The sequence below is a fragment of the Alkalibacillus haloalkaliphilus genome (assembly GCF_007991275.1).
Classification (GTDB): domain Bacteria; phylum Bacillota; class Bacilli; order Bacillales; family Alkalibacillaceae; genus Alkalibacillus; species Alkalibacillus haloalkaliphilus.
In genome coordinates this window covers 40,728-61,601 of the sequence record NZ_BJYA01000017.1, presented here as the reverse complement: position 1 = coordinate 61,601, position 20,874 = coordinate 40,728, and the positions used below count along the sequence as shown (strand labels likewise).

The following is a 20,874-nucleotide window of genomic DNA, read 5'->3' as shown; positions in this document are numbered from 1 at the left end:
CATTAACTCTTTAACTTAATAAAATATATATTAGTTTTTAATGGTACGGGTCGAAATTATTTTAAACATTTATAGAAAAAATAGACAAAAACAAATTTAAAAATACGAATATATGTATAAAATGTTAATTTTGACCAAGGGTGGAGCAACACACCATGCTTTATGGTTGAAGGGAAAATAAAAAAGAGAGTAATCCCTTTTAAATTAATAGCGTCTATCAACCATAAAATACAATAAGAGAAGCACTCACGACGTTGTGGGTGCTTCTTTTTATTTTTTTTAAAAAATTTTAATAGAATCTCTTTACAAATCATTTGTAAGAGTACTAGAATAATGTGTAACGGGTTACAGATTAGTAACTCTTTTATTACACAAAACATGTAAACGGTTACACCATAGAAAATGAAATAATTTAGGTGGTCTAACATGACAACAATTAAAGATGTAGCACACCATGCGGAAGTCTCGGTGGCGACGGTTTCGCGGGTTATTAATCGTAATGGTTATGTAAATGAAGATACGCGTAAGAAGGTAGAAGCGGCAGTGGATTTGTTGAATTACAAGCCGAATTCTGTTGCGCGTAGCCTGTTTAAGAAGCAATCTAAAACGATTGGGATAATCGTTCCGGATATTACGAACCCATACTTCCCAGAGCTTGTTCGGGGTGTGGAAGATTATTTAATTCAAAAAGGGTTTACAACGATCCTTTGTAATAGTGATGAAGACCCTGAAAAGGAACGACTTTATCTTGATGTTATGAAACAAAAATACGTCGATGGTGCGATTATCGTATCGAATACGATTGAACGGGATTTAATTGCCGAATATGATATGCCAGTTGTCGCACTTGACCGATCGATTCATCAAGATATCCCGACTTTTGCGATCGATAACCGCAGTGGTGGACGGAAGGCAGCAGAGCACTTACTAGAAGTGGGTTGTACTCGGATTGGCCATATAAAAGGCCCGGATAAAGTGGAGAACTCAGATAATCGTTATTTAGGTTATATAGATGTCATTAAGCAGCAAGATTGGTTTCTAAGCAGTTATGTTGTAGAAGGAAACTTTGACCAGAAGGAAGCGGCAAAAGTGACTAAAGAGTTGCTGCAGAGCCATCCCGAAATTGATGGTATATTCGCGGGAAATGATGTCATGGCACTAGGAGCTTTAAAAGCTGCAGAGTCACTTAATTTAAACGTTCCAGAAGATTTAGCGATTATTGGTTTTGATGGTATTGATTTAACAGAGATGACGAAACCAGAGCTTTCGACATTGTCACAGCCGATTTACCAAATGAGTCGCGAGGCGGCAGAGGCATTAACAGCATTAATCGAAGGGAAAATGGTTAAAGAAAAAGAGAATGTTTTCCCGTCAACATTAATTAAGCGTCAATCAACTAAAAGATAGATTTAAAGGAGTATGCTAAGTGACAGCAAAAGTGACTGTAATCGGTAGTATTAATATGGACCTCGTGTCACAAGCAGAACGTTTTCCGGATCAGGGTGAGACGTTATTAGGGACAGACTTTCAAACCATTCCTGGTGGAAAAGGGGCGAATCAAGCCGTAGCCGCTTCTAAACTTGGCGCAGAAGTGACAATGGTTGGTTGTGTTGGAGACGACACTTTTGGACAACCATTGGTTACTCACTTGAAGGATCAAGGTATTTTTAACGTCAATGTGGAACCGGTTACACACGCTCCAACAGGTGTTGCTCAAATCACTGTGGCAGAACAGGATAACACAATTATCGTCGTTCCTGGAGCCAATGCTCATGTGACTCCGGAAATCGTAAAACAAAATGAAAAAGCGATTCAAAATAGTGATATTTTATTACTGCAATTCGAAATTCCACTTGAAAGTGTGGAAGAGGCAGTAAATATAGCCAATCAGTATAACACGACGGTTGTTTTAAACCCAGCGCCTATGCAACCTGTCCCTTTAGATTTACTTGAGAAAGTCGATTTCCTCACACCAAATGAACACGAGTTGACAGAGTTGCTTGATACTGAGGAGAAAAAACGTTTTAACGAGCAGTATCGTGAGAAATTTTTCGTCACTCAAGGTTCGGCTGGCGTTCAGTTTGTTGAAAATGGCAATGAGACGATCGTCCCGAGTTACAACGTCGATGTTAAAGATACGACGGGGGCAGGAGACACATTTAATGGCGGTTTTAGCGTTGCGCTCGCTGAAGGTCAATCGTATAGTGACGCGTGTCGCTTCGGTAATGCAGCCGCAGCGATCTCTGTGAGTCAGTTTGGCGCACAAACTGGAATGCCAGAACGTGAAGATGTTTTAAGATTACTAGATAAAGAGAGTGATTGATTTGAAGAAACAAGGAATTTTAAACAGCGAGATTGCATCTGTTTTAGCTCAATTAGGCCATACTGACACGATTGTGATTGCTGATTGTGGCTTACCCGTCCCTGATGGTGTGAAACGAATTGATCTAGCTTTAACGAAAGGGACACCAAGCTTTGTTGAAACTTTACAAGCTATTTTGGCGGACATGGAAGTAGAACACGTAACATTAGCTTCAGAGATCAAGACAAATAATGAACACGTTTTAACCAAGATTGAACAGCATTATCAAGGTGAGAAAGATTTCGTCTCACATGAAGATTTTAAAAAATTAACGAAGGATGCAAAAGTCGTGATCCGAACAGGTGAGACGACACCATTTGCAAATATTATTCTTCGTTCTGGGGTGATTTTCTAATGTCACAACAAACGTTAATTGAAATGAAAGGCATCTCGAAGTCATTTGTCGGCAATAAGGTGCTAAATGAAGTTAACTTTGAAATCCTTGCTAGTGAAGTTCACGCTTTGTTAGGTGAGAATGGTGCTGGTAAATCGACTTTAATGAAAATTTTGACCGGGATATATGAGCGTGATGAAGGTGAAGTTTTCGTTAAAGGTGAGCCGGTTCACTTTCAAAACACGAAGGAGTCAGAAGAAGCGGGTATTGCCGTTATTCACCAAGAACTGAACATTATTCCGTATTTAACGGTTATGGAAAATATGTTTTTAGGCCGCGAGATTAAGTTCGGTAAGACAGGCTTTTTAAACACGAAAAAGATGATCCAATTAACGAAGGAATATTTAGGTCAACTTGGTGTTGAAATTGATCCGCTTGCTACAGCAGGGAATTTATCCGTTGGTCAGCAACAAATGGTCGAGATTGCTAAAGCATTATCAGTTAATGCAGAAGTCATTGTCATGGATGAGCCGACTGCAGCGCTGACAGATCGTGAAATTGAGCGACTGTTTGAAGTAATTGAGAGGTTACGCGAACAAGGTGTTGGCATCGTTTATATTTCACACCGAATGGAAGAGATCTTTAAGGTTTGTAATCGTGTATCCGTTTTACGTGATGGTGAATATATCGGAACGCGTGTCATTGGTGAAGTAGAATATGATGAGCTCATTAGCATGCTTGTAGGGCGTGAACTTGGCACACTTTTCCCAGAACGTGACGTTGACGTAGGTGATGTAAGGCTTAAAGTCGAAGGGTTAACGTCTGATGTATTTCGCGATATCAATTTTGAAGTTAAGCAAGGTGAAATTCTAGGTGTAGCTGGTCTAATGGGAGCAGGACGCTCTGAGATTATGCAAGCATTATTTGGCTATCGCGAAATTGAAAGCGGAAACATTTTCATTGATGGGAAAAAAGCGAAAATTAAAAAACCAATTGATGCAATCAAATCTGGAATTGGTTTTGTCACAGAGGACCGTAAAGAAGAAGGACTCGTCTTGTCGATGTCAGTACGAGAAAACTTCACTTTACCTAACTTAGATGACGTGTCTAAGCAAACGGTTATTTCAAGTCAGAAAGAACATGAGTTTGTAGATGATATGATTGGACGGTTTAATGTTAAAACGTCAGGCCGTGAGCAAGAGGTGAAGTCATTAAGTGGTGGTAACCAACAAAAGATTGTCATCGGTAAATGGTTAGGCATTAACCCTAAAATTTTAATTCTGGATGAACCAACGCGTGGTGTTGATGTTGGTGCGAAGAAGGAAATTTATCAAATTATGAACGAGTTAACCGCTCAAGGGGTGAGTATCATTATGATTTCATCCGAACTACCAGAAGTGCTCGGAATGAGTGATCGTATTTTAGTCATTCATGAAGGTCAAATTGGTGGCGAACTTAACCGTGATGAAGCGGATCAAGAGAAGATTATGTATGCTGCGACAGGAGGGGAGTAGCGTGAGAGGTCAATCTTTAGGACAAATTATGCAGAAGTTAGGGCCAGTATTAGGTTTACTTGCTATTGTTATTGTTTTAAGTATTATGAGCCCACAGTTTTTAAGTTTAGATAACTTGTTGACGATGTTGCGACAAGTGACGATTATTGCACTACTCGCGTTTGGTATGACGTTTGTTATTTTAACCGGTGGAATTGACTTGTCTGTTGGGTCGACGTTGGCCTTAGCGGGTGCTTTGACAGCCGGGATGATGGCTAGTGGTATAGACCCAATATTAGCTGTCTTGTTAGGGGTTTTAGCCGGAGCTGTAATGGGTGCATTTAACGGTGTAATTATCGCTAAAGGAAAAGTAGCGCCATTTATTGCAACTTTAGCAACGATGACAATTTTCAGAGGTTTAACACTCGTTTATACGGATGGTAGACCGGTAACCGGATTTACTGACAGTCAAACATTTGACTTAATTGGTCGTGGTTATTTATTTGGGATACCAATTCCGGTCATAATCATGTTTGTAATCTTTTTCATTCTATTATTAATTTTGAAGAAAACAGTATTTGGTCGCCACGTGTATGCAATTGGTGGTAACGAGGAAGCATCTATTTTATCAGGAATTAAAGTGAACCGTGTCAAAATTGGCGTTTATTCATTAACAGGTGCATTAGCAGCTTTAGCAGGAATTATTTTAACGTCTCGTTTAGGCTCTGCATCACCGAACGCTGGTTTCACTTATGAGCTTGATGCGATTGCGGCTGTTGTTTTAGGTGGTACAAGCCTAGCTGGTGGTCGCGGTTGGATTTTTGGAACATTGATTGGAGCCCTAATTATTGGGGTTTTAAATAACGGTTTGAATTTACTAGGGGTATCTTCAAACTACCAACAAATTGTAAAGGGGGCGGTCATCTTACTTGCAGTCATACTTGATCGTCAAAAGTCGTCGTAGGTTAATAGATGATGGGATAAAAATTAGATTTAAGGGGAGGATTTAAAATGTTTTCAAAGTTTAAATTAGGGTTAATTGCGTTTTTAACAATAGGTTTATTAGCAGCGTGTACAACTGAATCACCAACTTCAAATGGTGATGATGAGACAGATGCTAGCGGTGATGATGGTGAGGTACACATCGGGCTAGCTGTATCGACACAGAACAATCCATTCTTCGTGACGTTAAGAGAAGGTGCTGAAGAAAAGGCTGAAGAGTTAGGTGTAGACATTACAGTCGTTGACGCACAAGATGATGCTGCAACACAGTTAAGTAGTATGGAAGATTTAATTCAACAAGACGTTGATGTATTAGTCGTAAACCCAACAGATTCAGAAGCAGTTATTACAGCAGTAGAAGCTGCAAATGAAGCTGACATTCCAGTTGTAACAGTTGACCGTAGTGCAGATGGTGGCGAAGTCGTCGCACACATCGCATCTGACAACGTAGCAGGTGGTGAAATGGCAGGAGACTTCATCATTGAACAACTTGGTGGAGAAGGAAATGTAGTAGAATTAGAAGGTATTCCAGGATCTTCAGCAGCACGTGAGCGTGGAGAAGGTTTTCATAACTCTGTAGGCGCTGAAGATGGAATCGAAGTTGTTGCTGAACAGCCAGCAGATTTCGATCGTGCTGAAGGCTTAACAGTAATGGAGAACATTATCCAAAGTGGAGAAGAATTTGATGCAGTATTCGCACACAATGACGAAATGGCACTAGGTGCAGTCCGTGCATTAGAATCTGCAGGTATGGATGACGTGATTGTTGTAGGCTTTGATGCTACTGACGACGCAGTAGAAGCAGTAGAAGTGGGCGAAATGGACGCGACAATTGCTCAGCAGCCAACTGAAATTGGTGAACAAGGTGTTGAAACAGCTCTAGATATCGCTAATAGCGAGACAGTAGAAGACTTCATTCCTGTTGATTTAGAGTTAGTGACGCAGTAAGTTGATTTTGAATGGAACCCAACCGGTGCGCCGGTTGGGTTTTTAGTGCATGCGGTTAGGTGGTTCGAAAGACATCAAACAAAGAGAAAATTATTTCCCTTTCGAATTAATTCAGCGTCAATCAACCAGAAAATAAATAAGAACGAAAGCACTCACGTTACTTAAGTTGTGGCGTGGGTGTTTTTTGTGGAATAATAACACTTAAAGCTACTCCTATTCGATTATAGAATAGGAGGGTATTTTTTATGGTAGAGTCTTTGATTGATCGATTGCAAAAGGACGATTACAAGACAATGGCGGTCAGGCGTGTGCTACTGTTATTGTTCGAAAGGTTGCTGAGTGACGGCGATTACGACCATTTCCGCGAGACGATTTTGTGGATCGTACATAGTGGATTGTTTCGTGATGTCGTGAAGGATGAGGAGATGATCTCGTTGGCGAGTGAAGTCAGGTTGAGTCGAGAGATGTTTAATGAATCCTCCAACTAGGGTACACATATAACAAAACCTCAAAAAAAGGTGGTGCTATGATGGTCATACACACGAACAACAAAAATAAAGAGAGCATTGATCCAAAGAAAAAAGGTGTATTTGAAGAAGACCGCACGCCCTTGCATGAGCACAAAGACTCGCAACTAACAGACGAGCCACCATTAGAGGACGTGAAGATTGAAGAACGAAATCAAAAGCAGCATAACAAGAAAAAGAGTCAGAATACCTCGCAGAGTGAGAGGAAGTATAAGAAGGGGAAGTAGATGGTTTGGAGTTGGATGGGAAATCGCCTAATTATTGAGGAATTAGGCGATTTTTTTGATATTTAGGCGAAATTTTTAATAATTAAGCGAACTCCGCGATAATTGGGCGAACGCCTCGATAATTAAGCGAACGCCTAATTAATTGAGCGTTCGCTTAAATTGTCCCTTGATCCGCAGAGTGCCTGCGCGGTTCCATTATATGGATTATCAGCGAATTTTCTAATATTCCGGCGAAAATCTCAGTATTCCGGCGATTTTTTCAATAATCCGGCGAAAATTTAATTTTTCCGGCGAAACAGAGTGATAATCCGGCGAACGCCGAATTGAGTGTTTCAAGCTTTCGTCCGATTACTTTTTCTGATGTTCATAGCAATAGATTTTCCCGTTAAACTTCTTTTGTGATAAGCAATACGCTTTTACTTTTTCCGAAACAGCTTTGGAGCATACAATGCAGGTTGCTTTTTCATTTGTACTCGGTTTCTTTAATGCTTCTTTGTGTGCTTGCCAAATTTTTGGGTCCGTAATGTTGGCTAGTTGAAATGCTGCTTTAATATTTTCTTGCTCTTCTTTTGATAGAGTTAGTTGTGGTTCTCTTTTTAATGCTCGCACTTTACGATGTATATATTCAGACAGCTCAATATCATAAACAATTAATTGGTTTGATGAGATTTGACGCAATTCTGGCTCAACTTTAAAAGTGCATCGTTTCGTAAAAGATACGATTGATATGAAAGACTTTTGGTACTTAGTGTCAATTAAAGCTGCTAGTGCTTTCATATGGCCATAGTTTTGAGTAAATGGATTCATCATTTTGAACTTCCCATTCACTGACCAAGTTTTGCGGTTTTTCCCACCGTAAATCGTGCCTTGATAGTTTTTAGTTTCAATCACGAAGAGTCCGTGTGGTGTAATAATGACATGGTCAACTTGTGAATAGCCAGATTTAGCTTTAGGATTTTTGATTAATAAGTCGCTTAAATAATAGTAGTCTTCCGGTAATTGATCTAGCTGAATATCAATCTTATACTCTCCAAGTTCACCTTTTCTATTTGCAACTTGTTCCTGGTTTCGCTTAGGGCGTGAAGGTGTTTGTTCTTTTTTTGGATCTTTTTTCGATTTAAATAAATTCAAGATTAGAAACATGGGTGCTCTCCTTTTATAGTAGTATCAAGTATGTAATTCGATAGATTTCAACAAAATCCTTCAATGGAGGTTATTAGTCATATAGAAAAATCGCCTAATTATTGTGGAATTAGGCGATTTTTTTAATATTTAAGCGAAATTTTTATTAATTAAGCGAACGCCGCGATAATTAGGCGAACTCCTTCGATAATTAAGCGAACGCCTAATTAATTGAGCGTTCGCTTAAATTGTCCCTTGATCCGCAGAGTGCCTGCGCGGTTCCATTATATGGATTATCAGCGAATTTTCTAATATTCCGGCGAAAATCTCAGTATTCCGACGATTTTTTCAATAATCCAGCGAAACCGGATGAGAATCCGGCGAACGCCGGATTATTTAAGCGTTCGCCTAATTAGTGTTTTCTAAAATAATGAGTGTTAAACTAGTATAAATATCTCATAAGTTCGGAGTTGATCAAGTGCAAATTCAGTGTACGAAGAAGTTGTTAAATGAATTGAAGGTTGAAGCGGACGAAAGAATTGAGCGGGATTCAATTTTTGATTGGCATGCTAATGTTTTTAAGATCGGCAGGAGAAAGGCGATTGTTTTGTTGAATGACGTTTCACGTTACTCTATTTTACTTTATGGCGTGAAAGCGGATGACTTTCGTCGACTTTCTGAGGCCATCCCCGCAGCGATTAGTGAAGTGTTAGAGGCTGAGGGGATTGATTCAAGTGTCATTGATGAGTATATTAGGTCAGCTGGTGCGGTGACTTTTACTAATACGAAGTCACGGAAGTTGGTTTCTGCTATGACGCAACGTGTAAAGGAGCTCGAAATGATTGTTGACGACTTTTCTGGTGATGAAAAAGTAAAAGTCGACATTAGTAAGCATTGGAGTCGCTTCCTTACTGGTGACGGACAGGGGAGTTATATCTTCCCTAAAGAGGAAATGATAGAGGAACTTGAAAAATTCGCAAGTCGGCCGATCTTTTCGAGCGATGCATATGAAGTTAAAGTGAGTTTACCTTTGGGTGATCATACTGCGTGGAGAAGGCTAGTCGTTAAGAGTGACACGACTTTTTCGGAATTCCATGAAATTATTCAAAGTGCATTTAATTGGGAGAGCAGTCACCTTTATGAGTTTTTGATTGATGGTAAGGAAATTGAATATGGATCTGAATCAATGGCAGAACCTTTGAGCGGCTGGCTAGAAGGTGTTTCTGAATTTCAATATATCTATGATTTTGGTGACTTCTGGGAGCACCACGTAGAAGTAGCACGGAAAATTGAAGGCTATTCAAAGCAACATGCAACTTGTATAGATGGTGAACACCCTGCACCACCTGAAGATGTCGGGGGAATGCCTGGATATTCAGAGTTTTTACGAATTATTAATGATAAAAACGATCCAGACCACATGAACATGAAATCATGGGCAAGATGGTGGAAGCCTGAATTTGATATCGAGTGGGTTAATCGAAAGCTCGAGCGAATGACTTGAAGATAATAAGGAAGATCGCCTAATTATTGTGGAATTAGGCGATTTTTTTGATGATTAAGCGAAGTTCTTAATAATTAAGCGAACGCCTAATTAATTGAGCGTTCGCTTATTTTTTTCCTTGATCCGTAGAGTGCCTGCGCGGTTCCATTATATGGATTATCAGCGACTTTTATAAGAATCCGGCGAAAATCTCAGTATTCCGGCGATTCTTTCAATAATCCGGCGAAAATTTATTTTTTCCGGCGAAACCGAGTGATAATCCGGCGAACGCCGAAATAATGAAGCATTCGCTTAACTGAGCGTTCGCCGGCTCCTAGGTCGTCCGCTCTTACGAATCTACTGTTGTTTTCATAGATTATGTGAGAACTCGAGTAGAGGGTTGGTGTTATGACGAGTGAAATGGTGTTTGTAAGTGGACTTATATTTTTAATGATTATCGTTTTAGTTGTTGATCGATTTCGGGCGGAGTGGGTTATTTTTTCGGCGCTCGTTGTGTTATTGCTGTCAGGAGTGCTCGAGCCGCTTGAAGCAGCGAGGGGGTTTGTTAATGAAGGGGTCTGGACGATTGGGTTGTTGTTTGTCATCGCTGGTGTGATCGAAAGAAGCGGGGTGATGACGCGAATCGTAGAGAGGCTCTTACGGGGAGTGGGTGCGGGTTCGGTGAGAGATTTGGTCATTCGATTGCTTGCACCTGCAGCTGGGGCTTCAAGCTTTTTAAACAACACGCCGATTGTGATCACTTTAGTTCCGGTTGTCAGAAAGTGGTGTAAACGCAACGGCGTGTCAGAAACGAAACTGTTAATTCCGCTTTCTTACGTGACGATTTTAGGTGGAACTGTGACGTTGATCGGGACATCGACGAATCTTGTTGTTGATGGCTTGCTGCGAGAAGCGGAGATGCAAGGATTTGGCTTTTTTCAACTAGCGATTGTAGGTGTGCCGATTACCGTTGTAGGGCTTGTGTATGTTGCGGTGATAGGTTGGCGACTTTTGCCTGAAAAGCGAGCTGGGCGGAAACGTCGAAAGCGGGGAGGTCGCCGGGAGAAAGTAGGTACAAGCCGTGGAAAAGAGTTGGACGGTTGGATCGCGTTAGGTCTTTTGGGTGTGGCAGTTTTGTTAGTCGCACTCGGCTTGGTGCCGATGTTGGTCGCTGTTGCATCTGTTGTCGTGTTACTTTTAGTAGCGCGCGCCTTGAGTGTAGGGGAAGTCGTCAGAACGATTCCGTGGCAAATTTTAATTCTCGTTTCTAGCGCGATTGGAGTGGGGCTGGCGATGTCAAAATCCGGCTTGGCAAATTGGATCGCGGTGCACGTCTTGGCAGTCGCGGCTCCACTAGGCATGTTCGCCGTCATCGTCGCGCTGTACCTTTTAACAAACCTATTCACCGAGCTGATGACGAACGTTGCTGCAGCCGTGCTCATGCTTCCGATCGGCTTAGAGATGGCGCATGTGCTCGGAGTCGACCCCATTGGCTTCGCCGTCGTCATCGCCATCGCCGCCTCCGCAAGCTTCGTCACCCCAATCGGCTACCAAACAAATCTAGTCGTCTACCAAGCGTGCGGCTACCGATTTGTAGATTTTGTTAAGGTAGGACTGCCGTTGAGCGTGGTCGTGATGCTAGTGACGAGTGGGGTGGTTTATTGGTTGGTGGTTTAGAGAGGAGGGGTTGGTTTAATTAAGCGAAATTCTCGATAATTGGGCTAGCTACTGATTTAGCAGCATGGATCGTAGCGGTTCGGCTGCTTCCATTATCTGTATTATCAGCGAAATTTTCAGTATTCCGGCGAAAACCTCGATATTCCGGCGACTTTTTCAATAATCCGACGAAAATTTAATTTTTCCGGCGAAAACACCTTGGAATCCGGCGAACGTCGATTTACGACAAAATAAATAACCGCTCCTGATGTGGGGGCGGTTATTTTAGAAGGTATTCACTTCCTTTTGTATCACCTTTTCTTTCAAACTTTGAAAGTAACCTTTTTGTAGTAGATTCAGATTGAATTTTCAAGAATGATCTAGCTTCTTTATTAGTAATGTATTGCCGATCATACAAAACTGCAAACTCTCTTAATGCTTGGAGATGTGCAGTCTTATCTTTGTGATTACATTTTGAGCAGTGCCAATTTCCGTGGATACGCTTCATAATCGTTGATTTACATTGGGTGCACCAAACACCTTTTTTAATTAAGTGGTCGGTTATGCCATAATAGTTTATGAGGTTGTTGTTTTTAGGAGTGTGTCGGATTTTTAATGATTTCGCGATTGTGTTAGCTTTTTGAGTACTAACAAGAGGGGTTTGATTTTGAGATTGGATTTTATAGATGTAGTTCGGAAGGTTCTGACTTGGGAAAATTTCGGTGGTGTTTTTATTGATGTTTATGATTGATTTAGGGTGAGTGAAAGTGACGCACGTATAAATAGGTAATAGATCTAAGCTAAGTCGAGACAACAAGTGAGAGAGTTGGGATCTTTGGATGTTTGCTTGGATGAGTGGGTTTTGATATACCTCAATTTCATCTTCATTTTCTTGAATAAGTTGACCGGATTCATTAATTGAAAGTGTCCCTTTTAAATGTTTGGCTTCAATAATCAATATGAAGCTTTGCGTTATGAGCAATAAGTCAATTTGAAAGTAACTATCATTTCCTTTCGCTCGAAAACCAAATAGTAGAAAGTGATCTTTAAGATTAAGAAGCTTTATATAATATTGAAGTGATCTCTCACCTAAATAACCAGCTAACTCTTTGCCAAGGCGGTCTTGAATCGTCTGATAGGTTTGATCATTTCTTTTATAGCGGGGAACAAGAGCTTCGAGTTGTTCAAGCTCAGGTGGTTTGCTGTGAGGGAGTATTATCATCGATCAGTCTCCTTTTCTATTAGGGACACTCTTATTATATAACAGAATGTACGTTCGTGTCTAGATTTTAATTCGAGGTAGTTTGCTATTCCATTATCTGGATTATCAGCGAAACCCGGTGATAATCCGGCGAAAATCTCGATATTCCGGCGATTTTCCGAATAATCCGGCGAAAATTTAACTTTTCCGACGAAAACACCTTGGAATCCGGCGAACGCCGAATTCCTAGAAAACATAAGCAAAAAAGATTCCACCTAACCTCTAAGCTAAGTGGAATCTCCAAAAATAGGGGGGGTTATTCGTTATGGTTACCTGCTGTTACTTTAATTTTCTCTGATGAATCAAAGTGCAGGTACACGGTATCTAGTAACTTGCCATACTTGTTATATATGGTTAAATCAGAACTGAACTCTAGGTTTAAGTCATAGGCTCTAGGCTTTAAGTCTGGAAGTGTAGCTTCAAAAGTAAATGATGAGTTGTTACTTTCGACTAAATTAAATTTAATAGCGTGGCCGTCTATTTCTCCTTTGAGTGTCTGATCGCCCATTAGAACTACAAAGTCGTCAAATTCTAATTCGACTTTCACACTGTCTCCTTTGCGGTATACGTTCGGCTCTTGTTTTAAGTGAGTGTAATTTATAAGCTCTGGTGTTGGTTCTTCAATGTGACGTTCCCATTTTAGGAAATCAGTGTTAAATTTAATGAAGTCCATAACTGTATTTGGAGTTCCTTCATAAAATAGTCCAAGCTCACCATCAGGTAAATTAGTAAGGCTTGAATAACCATAATGGCCTTCTTTAACTAACTGTTCATACTTCCAATCAAAGGAGTAGTCTGTAAAACCGTTTTCTAAAGGACCGTTTTCTTCTATTAATCCGACGCGAACGGTACCATTAATTCTGCTCGTGTGGTCATTGGCACTTGAAAAAATAACAGCATCTTTTCCATCAATTTGACCATCGTATCGAATAGCAGACATTTGGCTATATGGTGCAACAAGGTCAGTTTCGGTTATAACTTCTGAATCCCATGTTTCCCCGCCATCATAACTTGTGGCAACTTGAGCATAGCCAGAGTAGTTGCGCATGAACATTTTTAGTTGACCGTCAGGCATTTCAACAACTTGTGCTTCTGTGATTTCATGGTTCGGACTATCAAAATAACGTTCATCTAAGACATTACCATCAACAACACGCCCCTGATTAGGCGACTCTCCACGTTGCCAAGTTTCTCCGCCGTCATCACTGTATACAACAGCGCTAGCCTGACGTAAATTCTCATTAATAAAATAAACTGGGAATATAATTCTTCCTTCATGTTCCCCTTCAGATAATTGAATACCATTCCCTGGGCCAACACCTAAGAATATCATCCACTCTTCCTTTGTTTCAGGGTTAAGGTCAATTGGTCCTGTCCAGTTATCCCCTTCATCATCACTATGGTATAACTCTAAATATGAAGTTTTGTAAGGTTTCAAAGGCGTTGTTTCACTAAAGATGTTATCAATTTTTTCTCCGTCCAAATATAGGTCCCGATTTTCATCAACCTTGTAACTAGTTGGGTTACCCTCACCGTCATAAACTATACCTTCTTCACGGATTGTGTATTCGTTTTCATCTTCATCTAATAAAAACATGTAATCCTCACCATTAACAGTAGTGTAACCAGTACCAGGGTAAGCGTTGTTACCAAATCCGCCCATTAGACCAGCACCGTGAGGGAATCCATCTACTAATGCAAAGATTCTTTCATTAGAGTTATCTTGGGTAAAGGCAAGATCAATATTAGAGGCATCATCAGGGTATGCGTTAATTATGATACCTTCATCTTCCCAAGTTTCACCTTGATCATAACTTCTGCGAATTGCGGAGTGTATGTCGTTTGGTGAATCTGCACCACTTTCAACTCGACGGTCAATTCCGGCGATTAATGTTCCTTTCTCAGTGTAGAATAAAGCTGGAATTCTGTAGTTATTAGAATCCATAAATCCTGGATAAAACACATTGTATGGGTCAGTAACCATAGCATCATCAGGTAAAGGGTTTTCTAATGACTCACGGGCTGTTTCTCCAGTTAATTCAACTAAGTAATCTTCTTGAAGCGGCTCACCATAAACTGTAGCGAAGTCTATATCTCCATGGAATGTGTATTGGTTACCTCCCGCAGCACGTTCTGTACGCCCGAGTTGTGCACTGTTAGGTTCATAGATGTTATTTAAAAACTGGACTGATGACGTAGTATCCTCAAGTACAAGTTCGCCGTTTAAATAATATTTATAGCCCTCTTCTTGATCGACAACCATTGCTAAAGTGTGAACGTAGTCATTTTCTAACGTTAGAGATTGTGAAATGTGAGTGTTAGTTTGAGGTTCTCCAGGTGCTTGATAGCGGTTTTCGCTACCAATAGCTGAAGGAGATACATACAAGTGGAAGTGTCCATTTGGAAAATTGTTGTTACTTAAAGAGAATAACGATTGAAAAGATGAGCCTTCATGACGGAAACGTACAATAATTGTCCCCTGATCAAGTTCTTTCAACTCATCAATCTTGTGATTGAGATCTGTGAAGTACCCACCACTAATTTCTTCATTTTCTACATGAAGAATAGGTTCTTTCTCTTCTTCTATCTCTTCTGCAAATGCACCTGGTGAAGTAAATAATAAAAACAAAGCTGTCAAAAACAAAGTTGGTAGTAATCCTTTTAACATCATTTTCATTTCCTCCTTTGAAATGACAAGATCCGCTACTACTCTCAGCACCCATTTAAAAGAATTTTCAAAAAAATAATAACATTATGACTTGAAACTGTCAATTTTATATTATAAAATGAAACTACATTATCAAAGTTGTGACTATTAGTTTTCAGTTATCAAGCACTTTTAGAACTTTGACTTTCTACTACCAAGTGGTGAGTTTATTTAAACTATCAATCGGGTTTAATCGGGCATAAGGGGTTTAAGGAGATGTTAGAAAAAATTAAAAATCAGTTAATTGTATCGTGTCAGGCACTGGAGGATGAACCACTTCATGACTCTTACATAATGGGAAAGATGGCTTTGGCTGCGCAAATGGGTGGCGCTGCTGGAATTCGTGCAAATACAGTAAGCGATATTCAGTCGATTAAGCGTGAGGTTGACTTACCGATCATTGGAATCATTAAGAGAAATTGCACGAATAGCTCAGTATTTATTACACCTACTCTTGATGAAGTTAAATCGTTATATGAAGAAGGAGTGGATGTTATTGCATTAGATGCAACTAAACATTCCCGTCCTAATGGTCAAAGTTTTAAAACTTTTTTTCATGATGTAAAGTGTCAGTTTCCAGATCAGTTGTTTATGGCCGATGTATCAACGTTTGAAGAAGGTGCGAACGCTGAGGAAGCTGGAGTGGATGTAATTGCGACCACACTTGTCGGCTATACTCCATATTCAAAAGGTGTAAAACCATTGCAATTAGTAGAAGAGTTAGTCGGTCGGTTAAGTACACCAATTATTGCTGAAGGCAATATTGATACACCTGAAAAAGCAAAAGACGCGCTACAATTAGGGGCACATGCAGTTGTAGTTGGCAGCGCAATTACTCGACCTCAAGTTATTACAGAAAAGTTTTCAGCTAGAATGAATCAATTACAAGATGAACAAATTGACTCGAAGAAAGGGGGAGCCTTATGAAAGGTGTATTTTCAGCTTTACTTTGTTCGTTTGATGACAAAGGAAACGTTAATGAAAAAGGTTTAAGGGAAATAGTGCGTTACAACTTAGATGAGTGTGGTGTTGATGGTCTATACGTCAATGGAAGCACTGGTGAAAATTTTTTAATTTCCACTGAACAAAAGAAAGAGATCTTTCAAGTTGTAAAAGATGAAGTGGGAGATGAGGCACAGTTAATTGGACAAATCGGCTCACTTAATATTGATGAGTCAGTAGAGTTGGGACATTATGTTAAAGAATTAGGTTATGATGCGATGTCAGCGGTGACACCGTATTACTACAAATTTAATTTTGATGAAGTTAAAAACTACTATTCTACTTTAGTTAATCAGGTTGAATTCCCTTTAGTGGTTTATTCTATTCCCGCTTTGACAGGTGTAAATATGAGCTTGGAACAATTCGGTGAATTATTTAAATTAGAGCATGTAATTGGTGTTAAATTCACTGCGCCTGACTTTTTCTTACTTGAAAGACTAAGACATGCATATCCGGATCAGTTAATTTACTCTGGTTTTGATGAAATGTTGTTATCAGCAAGTGTACTAGGGATTGATGGTGCTATTGGTAGTACTTTTAATGTAAATGGAAAAATGGCAAAAGAAATCTTAACGGATGCCCAAGCTGGTAATATTAATGAAGCAAGGAGCAAACAGAAACAGACCAATGATTTAATTGCTGAAGTGTTGGATAATGGTTTGTATCAAACGTTAAAACAAATATTGAAGGTAAAAGGAGTTCAAGCAGGAGAGTGTCGCAAACCAATGAATGCATTGTCGCCTGAAGGGAAAGAAAGAGCTGAACAAATTGTAAATAAGTATTTGGTATAATTCGTTAAGGGAATTTATAAAATGATAGTAGTTAATCATTTATTATTATAATTTGACAGTACATGTTCAAAAGTGTTATCTTTTACAAAATGAAACCGCTTTAATTAAGCACGAATCTATGAATCTATAATTTTGTTCACCAACAGATTGTCTTTAAATAAAGAATTCTTAATATTTCGATTATTGAAAGGGGATTAAATTATGCGAGGAAAGTTGTTGTTGTTAGGTAGCTTATTAGTACTAATGATAGTGCTAGCAGCTTGTGATGAAGCGAGTGATTCATATGAGCTACGTTACGGTATGGTTGCTGGTACAGCACAAAATGAGTATGAAGCAGCAGAGGCATTAAAAGAGTATTTAGAAGAGGAAAGTGACGGTCAAATTGAGTTAACAATTTATCCAGATTCTCAATTAGGTGACGATCGTCAAATGTTGGAGCAAGTAAGAGAGAATGAACTTGACCTTACGCTTGCTGAAGCTGGTCGTTTTGGTATTTGGCTGCCACGTGCATCTCTTTTAGGTTTGCCGTACATTGTTGATGACTTTGATCACTTGAGTCGAGTAATCCATGAAACTGATTATGGGCAAGGACTGCAAGCGGAACTGGAAGAGGAGCACAACTGGATGATTGGGGCAACTGCTTACAATGGAACTCGTCAAACAACTTCAAACCGTCCAATTGAGTCATTAAGTGACATGGAAGGATTGTCCTTACGTGTTCCAGAGGCTGATACATTATTAGATTATGCAAGTTATACGGGTGCTTCACCAACTCCTATGGCATTCACAGAAGTATACTTAGCATTAGAGACGAATTCTGTTGATGGCCAGGAAAATCCACTGTCAACTATTGACGCTCAAGCGTTCTATGAAGTTCAGGACTATCTTGCTTTAACAAACCACGTTGTAAATGATAATAACTATGTTGTAAGTAAAGAAAAGTTTGATGAGATGCCAGAAGACTTACAACAAATTTTACTAGATGGACTTGAGCATGCAGCAGAGGTTCATACACAGTTGTTCTATGATGAAGAAGCTGAGCTTGTCTCTAAATTTGAAGAAGAGGGTGTAACTGTTACAGAACCTGATTTAGATGAATTCAGAGAAGCTTTAGAAGAGGCTTACCCGAAGTATTTAGAGGATATTGAAGAAGGTGGAGAACAGTATTTAGATGAGATCGATTCAGCAAGATAATTTCATTAGAATTAGGTGAATCCAATGAAGAAGTTCTTTCGGAATTTTGAAGAAATAGTTGGAGGGACCTTGCTTATTATAACGTTCTTGGTTTTAGTTGCTCAGGTCTTTTCGAGAACTATTCTCGATAGTCCATTAACCTGGTCTGAGCAACTGGCCAGGTTCCTTTTTGTATATGTAGCTTATTTAGCTGTTTCTTCAGAAATAAAAGACGATGGTCATGTAAGAATTGATTACTTTTATAACAAGTTTCCAAGGAAGGTAAAGGTATGGTTGCATTATTTCTTCCAAACTTGTATTTCAATCGTATTATTATTAATCATTTATGTCGGTGTTATTATCTCAATCCGACGAATTCCAGTTGAGATTGTTTCGTTAAACATATCGTATGTTTATATGTTTATGGCACTACCATTACTCGGAACATTAATGCTTTATAGATTAATAGAAAGAGAAGTAAAACGTGTCAAAAATAATGAGGGGGTGGAATAAATGGATGTATTTCTAATTATTATCCTATGGCTAATATTGCTGTTTATTGGGATGCCTGTTGGTTTTACTCTTTTAGTTGTAACATTCATTTATTTCATCACCAATGAATTAGGTTTACTCACATTTTCATCAGCTAGATTAATTACTAGTATTGATGTGTTTTCACTACTAGCGGTTCCGTTTTTTATTTTAACTGGAACCTTAATGAATTCTTCAGGTATTACTCAAAGGATATTCGATTTTGCCAGAACGATTGTCGGTCACTTTAAAGGTGGTCTAGGTCATGTTAATATATCAGCTAGTTTACTCTTTTCAGGTATGAGTGGATCTGCTTTGGCAGACGCTGGAGGACTAGGTCAGTTAGAGATTAAGTCGATGCGTGATGCTAAGTATGATGATGACTATGCTGGTGGCTTAACGGCTGCTTCGGCTATCATTGGCCCAATCTTACCACCAAGTATTCCATTGATCATATATGGTGTAGTATCAGAGCAGTCGATTGCTAGATTGTTTTTAGCAGGGCTTGTTCCGGGAATACTGATGGCTGCAACTTTAATGGTTGTTGCTTACATATTTGCTAAAAAGCGTGATTTTCCAAAAGAAGAGAAGGCGACATTTAAACAGAGAGCGTACGCTTTTTACCGTGCAATTTGGGCGTTGCTAACTCCTATTCTTATAATTGGAGGGATCTTTTCAGGACAGTTTACTCCTACCGAGGCTGCAGTAATGGCAACGTTATATGCAATGTTTTTAGGGTTCTTCGTTTATCGAGAACTTACTTTTAAAAAGTTTTATGATAATGTTGTCTACTCATTAAAACTTACTGGTGTGGCAGTTTTAATGATTATGGCTGTTGAATTTTTTGGGCAGATGATTGCATATGAACGCATTGCTGTTTCAATTGCTGATTTCTTTTTAAATGTAACGGAAAACCCTATCTTATTGCTTTTAATGATTAATGTTCTATTAATCTTTTTAGGAATCTTTATAGAGTCATTAGCATTACTGATTTTGCTGATTCCTATATTGGTTCCTGTTGTTACGGCAGTAGGTGTAGATCCAGTACACTTTGGTATTATCGTGATACTGAACTTAATGATTGGTATTTTAACACCGCCGATGGGGATGGCAATATTCGTTGTATCGAAAGTTGGAGACATACCGGTACATGTTATCACAAGAGGTGTTCTACCATTCCTAATACCGCTGTTAATAACATTGGTTTTAATTACAATCTTCCCAGAGATCGTCTTATTCTTACCAGACTTGGTCGGACGATAGCTTTATAGAGAAAAGCCTTCGCATTTGTGCTTAGGTTTTTCTCTTTTTCAATCATAGTCGTGAGGTGATTGCGTGTTCATAGGAGTGTTTGATATTGGCGGTACTTCAATAAAATATGGAGTGGTCAATGAAAATGGTGAGGTGATCTCTAAATTTCAGGAACCTACTGAAGCTAAACAGGGTGGGGAATATATTATAGAGAAACTGATTGAATTAAGTCATAAGCTAATTGAACAATGGCCATTAGATGGTTTGGGAGTTAGTACGGCTGGACAAGTAAACTCGCAAACCGGTGAGATTGTTTATGCAACTGACAACATCCCGAATTATACTGGTATTAATGTGGCGGAGCGCTTACGTGAAGCAGTTGGCCTAAATGTTTCTGTTGAAAATGATGTGAACAGTATGGCTATTGCAGAGTCTTGGTATGGAGCTGCGCAAGATGTCGGTAATTTTATCTGTATAGCTTTAGGAACTGGAATTGGTGGTGCAGCTTATACAGATGGTCAACTGTATACGGGTTCTCGTTTTTCTGCAGGAGAGTTTGGACATATTTTATTGTATCCAAATGGTAGAACTTGTACGTGTGGACAATATGGCTGTTATGAACAGTATGCATCTACATTAGCTCTAAAGCGTGCGGTGTCGGATTATTATAATACTGATACAGACTTAGAAGATTTTTTCGATAGGTTAAAAGCAGGTAGTCAACAGGAGCAGCAAATATATGAGGATTGGCTTGAGAATGTAGCTTTAGGTTTAGCCAGTATTATTCATGTGATCAATCCTAATAGAGTTATAATTGGTGGAGCTATTTCCGCCCAAGGAGAGTTTTTATCTAGTCGTATTCAGGGTAAACTAGAGAAGAAGTTATTACATAATCATAAAACTAAACTAGATGTAGTGTGTAGTCGTTTCGGTAATGATTCGAACTTAATCGGTGCCGCGAAACACTATCTAAACCAATATTACTAGGGATCGGAGGTAATTTA

19 protein-coding genes are annotated in these 20,874 nt (G+C 39.4%); 16 read left to right on the top strand and 3 right to left on the bottom strand.

Annotated features, from left to right (window positions below; genetic code table 11):
- Positions 1-426 precede the first annotated feature (426 nt).
- The 8 genes from AHA02nite_RS12060 to AHA02nite_RS12025 all read left to right on the top strand — a co-directional run bounded on the left by AHA02nite_RS12060 (position 427) and on the right by AHA02nite_RS12025 (position 6,893).
- The gene (locus AHA02nite_RS12060) at positions 427-1,407 is read left to right on the top strand and encodes a LacI family DNA-binding transcriptional regulator (RefSeq protein ID WP_146817637.1); all 981 of its coding nucleotides are present in this window, start codon (positions 427-429) and stop codon (positions 1,405-1,407) included.
- A 19-nt stretch (positions 1,408-1,426) separates the two neighbouring features.
- The gene (gene rbsK, locus AHA02nite_RS12055) at positions 1,427-2,323 is read left to right on the top strand and encodes a ribokinase (protein WP_146817635.1); all 897 of its coding nucleotides are present in this window, start codon (positions 1,427-1,429) and stop codon (positions 2,321-2,323) included.
- Between the two features lies 1 nt (position 2,324).
- The gene (gene rbsD / locus AHA02nite_RS12050; RefSeq protein WP_146817633.1) at positions 2,325-2,717 is read left to right on the top strand and encodes a D-ribose pyranase; all 393 of its coding nucleotides are present in this window, start codon (positions 2,325-2,327) and stop codon (positions 2,715-2,717) included.
- Positions 2,717-4,210 carry a sugar ABC transporter ATP-binding protein gene (locus AHA02nite_RS12045; protein WP_146817631.1) on the top strand — a complete coding sequence of 498 codons (1,494 nt, stop codon included), beginning with the start codon at positions 2,717-2,719 and terminating at the stop codon, positions 4,208-4,210. The genes rbsD and AHA02nite_RS12045 overlap by 1 nt, the downstream gene beginning before the upstream one ends.
- A gap of 28 nt (positions 4,211-4,238) precedes the next feature.
- Positions 4,239-5,153, top strand: coding sequence for an ABC transporter permease subunit (locus tag AHA02nite_RS12040; RefSeq protein ID WP_246118862.1), 915 nt, complete (start codon positions 4,239-4,241; stop codon positions 5,151-5,153).
- A gap of 47 nt (positions 5,154-5,200) precedes the next feature.
- A complete protein-coding gene (gene rbsB, locus AHA02nite_RS12035) occupies positions 5,201-6,139 on the top strand; it encodes a ribose ABC transporter substrate-binding protein RbsB (protein WP_146817627.1) in 939 nt (312 codons plus the stop codon).
- 245 nt (positions 6,140-6,384) lie between these two features.
- Complete coding sequence (locus tag AHA02nite_RS12030) at positions 6,385-6,627, top strand: hypothetical protein (RefSeq protein ID WP_146817626.1); 243 nt, start codon at positions 6,385-6,387, stop codon at positions 6,625-6,627.
- 41 nt (positions 6,628-6,668) lie between these two features.
- On the top strand, positions 6,669-6,893 hold the full coding sequence (locus tag AHA02nite_RS12025; RefSeq protein ID WP_146817624.1) for a hypothetical protein: 225 nt from the start codon (positions 6,669-6,671) through the stop codon (positions 6,891-6,893).
- Positions 6,894-7,241: 348 nt separating this feature from the next.
- Here AHA02nite_RS12025 and AHA02nite_RS12020 read toward each other — a convergent pair whose 3' ends face one another.
- Positions 7,242-8,036, bottom strand: coding sequence for a nuclease-related domain-containing protein (locus AHA02nite_RS12020; RefSeq protein WP_146817622.1), 795 nt, complete (start codon positions 8,034-8,036; stop codon positions 7,242-7,244).
- Positions 8,037-8,493: 457 nt separating this feature from the next.
- On the opposite strand from AHA02nite_RS12020, the gene AHA02nite_RS12015 reads away from it, so the two are divergent.
- Together AHA02nite_RS12015 and AHA02nite_RS12010 are read left to right on the top strand one after the other, a co-directional pair.
- On the top strand, positions 8,494-9,519 hold the full coding sequence (locus AHA02nite_RS12015; RefSeq protein WP_146817620.1) for a plasmid pRiA4b ORF-3 family protein: 1,026 nt from the start codon (positions 8,494-8,496) through the stop codon (positions 9,517-9,519).
- 387 nt (positions 9,520-9,906) lie between these two features.
- On the top strand, positions 9,907-11,175 hold the full coding sequence (locus AHA02nite_RS12010; RefSeq protein WP_146817618.1) for an SLC13 family permease: 1,269 nt from the start codon (positions 9,907-9,909) through the stop codon (positions 11,173-11,175).
- A 259-nt stretch (positions 11,176-11,434) separates the two neighbouring features.
- Here the strand turns inward: AHA02nite_RS12010 and AHA02nite_RS12005 are convergent, their stop codons facing one another.
- A complete protein-coding gene (locus tag AHA02nite_RS12005; RefSeq protein ID WP_146817616.1) occupies positions 11,435-12,376 on the bottom strand; it encodes a nuclease-related domain-containing protein in 942 nt (313 codons plus the stop codon).
- Between the two features lie 295 nt (positions 12,377-12,671).
- Complete coding sequence (locus AHA02nite_RS12000) at positions 12,672-15,086, bottom strand: sialidase family protein (protein ID WP_170236091.1); 2,415 nt, start codon at positions 15,084-15,086, stop codon at positions 12,672-12,674.
- A 252-nt stretch (positions 15,087-15,338) separates the two neighbouring features.
- On the opposite strand from AHA02nite_RS12000, the gene AHA02nite_RS11995 reads away from it, so the two are divergent.
- From AHA02nite_RS11995 to AHA02nite_RS11975, 6 genes are all read left to right on the top strand, one after another.
- On the top strand, positions 15,339-16,049 hold the full coding sequence (locus tag AHA02nite_RS11995) for an N-acetylmannosamine-6-phosphate 2-epimerase (RefSeq protein WP_146817612.1): 711 nt from the start codon (positions 15,339-15,341) through the stop codon (positions 16,047-16,049).
- Positions 16,046-16,915, top strand: a complete 870-nt coding sequence (locus AHA02nite_RS11990) for an N-acetylneuraminate lyase (RefSeq protein ID WP_146817610.1) — start codon at positions 16,046-16,048, stop codon at positions 16,913-16,915. The genes AHA02nite_RS11995 and AHA02nite_RS11990 overlap by 4 nt, the downstream gene beginning before the upstream one ends.
- 201 nt (positions 16,916-17,116) lie before the next feature.
- On the top strand, positions 17,117-18,109 hold the full coding sequence (locus AHA02nite_RS11985) for a sialic acid TRAP transporter substrate-binding protein SiaP (protein WP_146817608.1): 993 nt from the start codon (positions 17,117-17,119) through the stop codon (positions 18,107-18,109).
- A gap of 24 nt (positions 18,110-18,133) precedes the next feature.
- Positions 18,134-18,601 carry a TRAP transporter small permease gene (locus AHA02nite_RS15320; protein ID WP_246118858.1) on the top strand — a complete coding sequence of 156 codons (468 nt, stop codon included), beginning with the start codon at positions 18,134-18,136 and terminating at the stop codon, positions 18,599-18,601.
- Positions 18,602-19,882 (top strand): TRAP transporter large permease, encoded by a 1,281-nt coding sequence (locus AHA02nite_RS11980; RefSeq protein ID WP_246118857.1) that lies wholly within the window; start codon positions 18,602-18,604, stop codon positions 19,880-19,882.
- Between the two features lie 72 nt (positions 19,883-19,954).
- Positions 19,955-20,857 (top strand): ROK family protein, encoded by a 903-nt coding sequence (locus AHA02nite_RS11975; protein ID WP_146817606.1) that lies wholly within the window; start codon positions 19,955-19,957, stop codon positions 20,855-20,857.
- Positions 20,858-20,874 lie beyond the last annotated feature (17 nt).